The organism is Moorena sp. SIO3I6, from assembly GCF_010672095.1.
This window is the reverse complement of record NZ_JAAHHU010000081.1, coordinates 22,454-30,333: the sequence shown is the minus strand read 5'-3', so window position 1 is coordinate 30,333 and position 7,880 is coordinate 22,454. Positions and strand designations below refer to the sequence as shown.

The window sequence follows — 7,880 nt, the reverse complement described above, 5'->3', positions numbered from 1 at the left end:
AACAAATTTTATTGTCTTGCAAACCATCTCGATAGAGATTCACAAACTCTCTCAATTGTGCTTGTGGTGTTGTTTCCTGTTGCTCAATTTCAAAACATTTCCGTGCCAAGTTTTTTTGGTATCGTTTAACTAATTCCTTTACCAAATCATCCTTAGATGGAAAATGGTAATGGATACTAGCCTTACGGATACCTATTTCTTTGGAAATGTCCGCGTAACTAAAGGCGCTGTAGCCTCGGTTGCGCACCATGGATTGAGCTACGTCTAGGATTTGTTGAGCAGTTTTCTGTTTCATGACTTTAGGCTACCTACTACTAGGTAGACTTGTCAAGTCTTTTTTGGAAAGGGAGTAGGGAGTAGGGAGTAGGGAGTAGGGAATCGGGAATCGGGAATCGGGAATCGGGAATCGGGAATCGGGAGTCGGGAGTCGGGAATCGGGAACACAGATGTAGGGTGGGCAGTGGATCACACCGATTCAGTTGCTTGCCATCGCCTTACTACGCACTGCCCACCAACGGACTAGTTGATGTCGGTGAGTAAAAACACCTCCAGACGGCATTAACCGTGATATTAAGAATTAATACAGCAATAGCAAAACTTAGTGATACAAGTGGTAGAATACCTCTACTTTAGATTTATGCTGTGAGTAAAGCTCAAATCGCCATTAAAATTCCTTCAACCCTTCTCCCAGAACTCAATAGCTGCTAGGTTGAGCAAACTAGCCGGTCAAAGACTGATGTGATTGTTGGTGCGATCGCGCTTATACCTGGCTGTGCTGAAAACATTCCCATCACTCAGACAATGGCTGAATTTGAGAAAACGGGCTCTCCCGAACTTGATGTGTAAAATCACTAGTTGTGTAGCACTACCCTTCCATTATTTCAAATGTCGATTGTAGTTCATCCCTCAACACTCATACACAGTTGCTGCTTGATCTACTCTATACCTGATCGATGACTCCTTACTTTCCCCTTTGTAAAAAACCTACACTTGTGAGGCTCCATACTTCCCTTCTTTTTTACAAAAATGAGTCCACCCAACAGACTTTTTGTCAATACCCCCTACCGTAATTCTTACCCTTTTTTTAGCGATCAGATAATTTTTTGCTAATCATTTGATGGTAAACATTAACAATTTGTTTGGCTTTGTTGCTCCATTCAAATTCTTGAACTCTTTCGATAGATTTAGCTGACATTTTTTTTCGTAGTTCTTCATCTGTAGCCAGTACTTGGATTTTATTGGTTAGTTCTTTCGTCAGATATTCTCTCGAAATAGGTTCGATTTTAAAACCCGTTTCCTCAGTTACATATTCACCAATACCGCCATTATTTGCCACAATACAAGGTAGCCCACAAGCCATCGCCTCTAAAACCACTGCTCCACCAAACTCCCTGATAGAGGGGAAGCAAAAAATATCGGACTTACGGTAATACTCAAGTGTTTCCTGCTGGGTAACCCAACCCACCAAATTTACTACTTTTTCTAAACCAAGTTCTTGCACTCTGTTCAGAAGATTGTCTTTCTCTGAACCATCGCCAACTATTGTTAGTTGAATTTTATTTTTGATGCTTTTGTCCAATTTACTAATTGCTTCTATGACGATATCAGGACACTTATAGGGAACTAATCTCCCAACAAATAGTAAATGAAGCTTGTTACCATTACTGCGGGTACTCACTTGTGTTAAAAAATCCTGGGATATCCCATTCTCATAGAAAAGCTCGATCTTATCATCTGGAATTTTAAACAGGTCTTTTAACATATTTAAAGTATAGGTAGATCCTGCTAAAATTTTGTCTGCTTTCTTGTAAGTAGCCACATAGCCTGGTATGAAGTATCGACCAATAGCTCTCAAGAAATTTAAATGAGCATATTCTTTTTTTGCTATTTTTTGAAATCCTTCTGGAAAGGGAACACCACCGTTAACTGGACCGAGAAGGAAAGGAGTTTGCTTACATGCTTTGATTGCCTTAACAGGATATCTTGGCATTATCGGAGTTAGTGCATGCACCACATCATAATCTCCATTCAGTATTTGTCTTCGGAATTTTTTATAAACCAGGTGATTAAATTCTTCGTAAATAGGGTAGCTTAATGTATGTAATAAAGGCCAATTTATTCTACCCCTTATTGTAGTAATTTTTTCCAAAAAGCTATAATACAATTTGCTGAATTTACTCTCGCTAAAATAAACTATTTTATGAGTATTTTCCCTTGAATTTTCAAGAGCTTCTTTATTTCGTTCGTGGGTAACAAGAGTTACATCAACAATTTGGCTAATTTTTTCAAAGTATTTGTAAGCTAATAAAGGTACAGACGGCCACTCAGGATTACATTGCTCTATTATTAGTAATACTTTTATTTGGCTAAACATTATATTTTTCATCAAATTAAAAATAAAAATAATTTAATTTATATAATTCATTCTGTATATATCTATTTATTCCGGATTTTTTTTGATGATAAAAATTACATAATAAAAAAAAATAGTTAAGCACCTAAACAAAATTAATTGCCTACTATCAATCTATGTAACCCATATATTGCAAGGGTTTGAGTTTTAGAAAATGTGTAATTAATTTTATGCACCTGCTTATTAATATCGGCTCTTCCGTACTTGTTATGCTAAATAAACACTGTGCCAAAGGGAGCAGGGACTGAGGCCGTAGGCCACGCTACGCGAACGGAGCAGAAGAAAGAGGCCGTATTCAGAACATTTTGTTAGTTAAAGAGCCTCATAACCCTTGTAGAGTAACCTTTATGAGTTTCTGAACTGAAAATTTAGCATAGCAGGTACTGAAGAACCTTAATATCTAGGGTGGGCAGTCCATCTCACCGATTTATTTGCTGGCAACAGCCTTACTACGCACTACCCATCCTGCTAGAGGGGCGACAAGCGCCCCTCTAGCTTTTTGTTGCTTTATCTGGTCGTGATAGGATTGGGAAATGTCTTCTGGCCTAAGGTTTCGCAACCGTTGCTGGGCTTTCTGTAAAGCACTAGCTGATGTCGGTGAGCAGAAATACCTCCAGAGCAGATTTGCCCTAATGTTAAGAATTAATACAGCAATAGCAACACTTAGTCATACAAGTGGTATTTTAAAGCTACTTTAGATTGATGCTATTACTAAACCTCAAATCGCCATTAGGATTCCTCCAACCCTTTTCCATAACTCAATAGCTACTAGGTTGAGCAAACTGGTAGATCAGAGACTGATGTCATTGTTGATGCGATCGCGCTTATACCTGACTGTGCTGAAAACATTCCCATCACTCAGACAATGGCTTAATTTTAGAAAAGGTTGTTGTAATCTGAGGCAATCAAATGTCAAGTCAGCTTATGCCAGGAGAAACTCCTAAGACTAACTCTGCTATATCAGAGTTAGAGTCTGCTATTCAACGTTATACTCATGCACTTACTAAACTTGAAGATACTAGCTCGTCAGGGAGCATCCCATTTTGGCAAATATATCTTTTTATGTGGGCGGTAGAATCACAATCATACAGCTTAATGCGGTATGTTTCTTCCAAAGTGGGATCCTCCCGCTCGCCATCAAAAGAAATAGTTCTAGAAGTTTTGACTGCTCGTGATACAGTTCAAGCAGAATTAACCAATCAATCACAGATTCCTACAGGAAGCTTGATTAAGGTTAACGATCTAGATAACCGATTAAAGCAAGAGACTAATAAGATTACCACAGTAGTCGATCTAACTGAATGGCATTCTATTTTGAACCCTAAAGTAGACGCTTGGTGGTGGTTCTTCAAACCTCCAAAGCATCGATGGGATTATCTTGACTGGCTATGGAAAATACTGACAGTTGTATTTCTAACATCGTCCTTGAGCTTAACCGTAGATATTTCCTCACGCTTTCTGAGTGGTGGACCAGATACCTTAGGGGCTTTTTTTAGTGCTACTCAGAGCGTCTTAACACTATTGGCTGGTAGAAGTGCTCTAACCAAACCTGGACAGGAGTCAATCAAACGTGCTCTTACCCGTTTGAATATTCCTCAATATTTTTGGGAAGAAGTAAGTTGTGGCATTGCCTTCAGTCTTTTCCTAATTTCTATTACCTTTCGTTTGTCTTTACCTCAGATTGCTGTTTTTTATAAAAATCTTGGTGATCGATACACTAGCAAGAATCCTCCGCAATATGCTGCCGCCATATCAAGCTATAAACAAGCACTCACCCTTAATCCTGACTACATCGAACCTCATTATGAATTAGGAAGAGTTTATGAGAAATTACAAGACCATGAAAAAGCTCTCGCTGAATATAAAATTGCTGTCCAAGATGACATTGATCGTGCTTATAATAACTTAGGTAGAAGGTATATCATCGACAAAAAATATTATCAAGCTAGTTCTTTGTTACTAACAGGTCTAATCCTAAATGAGAATGATGAAGTGAGATACTATTTGCTGAAAAATCTGGGGTGGGCTAGGCTAAAACAAAATCGCTATGCTGAGGCAAAAAAACGTCTAGAGGAGGCTATTAATTTAGATAATACAAAGGCACCAGCTTACTGTTTGCTAGCCCAGGTACTAGAAGAAGCAGGTGACAATAACACTGCAATAATTATGGAGAATTGGAGATATTGCTTTTTATATGCCTCCAGTTTTAATATAGATGAAGACAAATGGATTGACCAAGCTAGACAGCGCTTAGACACTGGGTTAAATAAACAGTTGCCCAATAAACAATGAAGGCTATTCGGTACTTGTTATGCTAAACTCTTAACTTGGAATTGGGTGCATCTCATTTTTACTGTTTGAACCATTGGGTGCAACGGGCATCTTTCCCGTTACAATTTTCGGACGGGCTTTCCCAATGCTGGCGACGAGGCGTAAAATGAGAGCAAGCTCAAAGTTAGTGCCTTAGGAAGTGGTATTGGTGGCTAAGTCCTGTGGGATATCAACCTGGTATTGAAAGTTTGCTGCATAATTTTTGGTGCTTAGTCGGATAAGTCTATAGATACTTGAAAATCAGCTATAAACACTCAGGAGTCAGCAGGTAGTGCATTAGCTTAATGCTTACAGTTCTGCTAGTCTTAAAAACTGCTGGAAGCCTACACTTCCCTGTCGGGTAAGTGTAGGAGCGTCACGCTAAATAGCATCTCAAGTTTATGAAAAATTAGCATACTCAGTATGGAGTAACCACAATGAAAAAGATAGTAACTGCTTTGACAATTGTTTGTATTATCATTGCACAAAGTTTTACGAATCAAGTTCTTGCTGATGAATTACCTCAATTTTTGGCTTATCAATCACCTATAGGAATTGTGGTGGAAGCTAAGGGAAATGGTAAGATCACACGCTTCAATAAAAGCGTTATTTCTATATCCAAAGGTGAAAAGCTTTATCGTGGTGACTCACTAAAAATAGCTAAGGGATCTAAAGTAGTCATCGAGTGCTACAACAACAACAACAAAAAATGGAATATACCTCAAAATACTTTGGTGGCCGTGCATAATGGTTGTGCACCAATCCAACTGCCTCAAGTGGAAGTACTGTGATCAACTCCCTTAAGCTTCCCAAAGCGGAAGTACCATAAAGTAAATTTAAGGTGGGCAGTGGATAACACCGATTCATTTGTTTGCCATCGCCTTACTACGCACTGCCTACCCTACGATTAATCACTTTTGAGTATCTGGGCTTCCACCTCAACCGGAGCAGCCAGCATCCCAGCGAAAACCTTGCTAGCCATAAACCAGCCTAAGGATTTTCTCTTAAGATTCCCCTTTCCGGTCTGCTTGTGACCAAGCCAGCAACGCCTAAATTCAAGCCACATCGACACTGAAAAGTTCCAATTGCTTGGGTTTGGTAGCACTGACTTCCACTTTGTTGAGAGCACACACAATAGACCGTCCAACATGGTGAGAGACTGCTGGAGGAAGTGCATTCCCAATTTGACGATACTGGGCAGTTTTTCCTCCTACAAATTCCCAGTCATCGGGAAAGTTTTGTAGCCGAGCCGCCATGCGCAGGGTTAATCGGGGCAATGCATCAATCGGGGTTTCGGAACTGGGCGGAGAATTGGCAATGCCTTTACCATCGACTCCTAGTTCTGCCCACTTTTTCTTGGCTCGTGTCGGGCCAAGGTCAGCCCCGCCATGCTTCTTGGAGCCACCAACTAATGTGGGAGCGATCGCTTGTGCTTTACTCATCCATGCCTCTGCCCCAGGCCAACCGTCAGAACCCATCAAATCTCCAATCGTGTTAGCGACAGTTGGAGGTTCAGGAATAGGTTCAGGCCATTCAAAAAAAGGGACATACTCTTTTCTGAGGGCAACCAAAATAAACCGAGGACGGAGTTGGGGCACACTATAATCCGATGCATTCAGTACCCGCCACTGCATGATCATACCCATCTTCCGAAACTCAGAATTTAATGCCGTTCGGTAGTCAGCAAACTTCTTACTGGAAAAGCCTCGCACATTTTCCAACAGTACAGCTTTGGGTTGTACCTGATGAATTAACCGTAGGGCATCCGGAAATAAATCACGCTCATCATTCCCCCCCTTTTGCTGCCCCGCAATCGAGAAGGGAGGGCACGGAACCCCTGCTGCAAAAAGGTCTACATTTTCATAGGAAGAGCAGTCTAAGGTGCGGACATCACACAATTGGGGGTTCCAGCCAGAACGATTCTTCAGAAGCGTTGCATGGGCATACTTGTCATTATCAAACACGACCAGGTGCTTAAAGCCAGCCTGTTCTAAGCCCAATGCCATTCCCCCAGCACCCGCACAAATTTCAATAGCAGTTAACTGTTGTGTCACCTTTGCCTCCAGTTATTGTTCAGATATTGGGTTCAGGTAAGAGCGTTCGCGTAGCGTGACCTACGGTCAATCGCATCCGTGAAGGACTAACCCTAAATTTACACTACACGTTACACTTGTATGAGCTTTATCAAGGTTAAACAATTTGGACGCCAAACTCGAAAAGCTCTTCAGCACCCTTAATACTATCAAAAACTTTGAATCCCGCTATGGCAAAGTAATTCGAGATGCGATGGATTACGTTATTGATGGTGAACGAATGGGGCGCACTCGACTTGCAGAAGTAGAGAAAGCGGAGAAAACGATTTTCGGAATAAAAGTAGAAGCTTATCTGCGCCATGAGTTTAGATGGGAAAGAGGAACCAAATTAGATTTCTACTTGATTGACATTGAATTTGATTCAAAAGCAACAATTGGGAAAACGTGGATGATACCTCCTGAAGCAATTGGGGAAATATGCCTCCTGACACGCATCAATGAAGACGAGATGTTTTTCCAAGCAGGGCTTCTGAGAGCCAACCCAGATATGTTGACTAAAGGTAGCAACCAAGACAAGAAAAAAAGTGTTTCCGCTGTGGGTAAGCAACACATTAAATGGCTTATCCCAAACGGGGAAATACCAAAACTCTCTGATTTCTAACTAATATCATCTCCGGGGGTAGTGATTGAAAACACTTTTATCTGCTGGTGATAGAAGTTTTGGAACACCTAAAGATGTGCTGGGGTCTTCCGTTTGAGGAGATAAAGGGACAAGGCTACTAATCCAAGCTACTATTTGCTTTTTTTTGATCACTCATCGTATCTTTTGCTGTAACCCTACATCTCTATATCGGTAGCCACAGCAAAATTTACTTTTTTTATTGACCTATCCTACACCTCTTCTACAAGTCACCAACTTCAGCTCAAGCAACAGGTGATAAGAATTGGCGGTAGTACAACAGCATAAAACTTCTAACGCTGCCAGGTCTATTAAAAGCGATCGCATTCAACAGACCTAATAACCTTGGCCTTTTGGCCACGCTACGCGAATAACCTTCTGGTGCGTTACGGGGCGGGCTTTCCCAACACTTGCTACGAGGTTTAATATGATGGCCAGCCCACCC

General features: G+C 40.9%; 8 protein-coding genes. 3 read left to right on the top strand and 5 right to left on the bottom strand.

Going from position 1 to position 7,880, the window contains the following annotated elements; genetic code table 11:
* The 3 genes from F6K49_RS21855 to F6K49_RS21845 all read right to left on the bottom strand — a co-directional run.
* On the bottom strand, positions 1 to 295 hold a 295-nt coding region (locus F6K49_RS21855), incomplete at its 3' end, for a TetR/AcrR family transcriptional regulator (protein WP_293100032.1).
* A 9-nt stretch (positions 296 to 304) separates the two neighbouring features.
* Entirely contained in the window at positions 305 to 469 is a 165-nt protein-coding gene (locus tag F6K49_RS21850) for a hypothetical protein (protein WP_293071351.1), read from the bottom strand.
* Positions 470 to 1,084: 615 nt separating this feature from the next.
* A complete protein-coding gene (locus F6K49_RS21845) occupies positions 1,085 to 2,386 on the bottom strand; it encodes a glycosyltransferase family 4 protein (RefSeq protein WP_293100028.1) in 1,302 nt (433 codons plus the stop codon).
* Positions 2,387 to 3,322: 936 nt separating this feature from the next.
* On the opposite strand from F6K49_RS21845, the gene F6K49_RS21840 reads away from it, so the two are divergent.
* Both F6K49_RS21840 and F6K49_RS21835 read left to right on the top strand, forming a co-directional pair.
* On the top strand, positions 3,323 to 4,705 hold the full coding sequence (locus tag F6K49_RS21840) for a tetratricopeptide repeat protein (RefSeq protein WP_293100025.1): 1,383 nt from the start codon (positions 3,323 to 3,325) through the stop codon (positions 4,703 to 4,705).
* Positions 4,706 to 5,160: 455 nt separating this feature from the next.
* Positions 5,161 to 5,514, top strand: coding sequence for a hypothetical protein (locus F6K49_RS21835; protein ID WP_293071353.1), 354 nt, complete (start codon positions 5,161 to 5,163; stop codon positions 5,512 to 5,514).
* 116 nt (positions 5,515 to 5,630) lie between these two features.
* Here the strand turns inward: F6K49_RS21835 and F6K49_RS21830 are convergent, their stop codons facing one another.
* Together F6K49_RS21830 and F6K49_RS21825 are read right to left on the bottom strand one after the other, a co-directional pair.
* The gene (locus tag F6K49_RS21830; protein ID WP_293100020.1) at positions 5,631 to 5,795 is read right to left on the bottom strand and encodes a hypothetical protein; all 165 of its coding nucleotides are present in this window, start codon (positions 5,793 to 5,795) and stop codon (positions 5,631 to 5,633) included.
* Positions 5,779 to 6,777, bottom strand: a complete 999-nt coding sequence (locus tag F6K49_RS21825; RefSeq protein ID WP_198953951.1) for a DNA cytosine methyltransferase — start codon at positions 6,775 to 6,777, stop codon at positions 5,779 to 5,781. The genes F6K49_RS21830 and F6K49_RS21825 overlap by 17 nt, the downstream gene beginning before the upstream one ends.
* 145 nt (positions 6,778 to 6,922) lie before the next feature.
* On the opposite strand from F6K49_RS21825, the gene F6K49_RS21820 reads away from it, so the two are divergent.
* Positions 6,923 to 7,417 (top strand): NaeI family type II restriction endonuclease, encoded by a 495-nt coding sequence (locus F6K49_RS21820; protein ID WP_075896698.1) that lies wholly within the window; start codon positions 6,923 to 6,925, stop codon positions 7,415 to 7,417.
* Positions 7,418 to 7,880 lie beyond the last annotated feature (463 nt).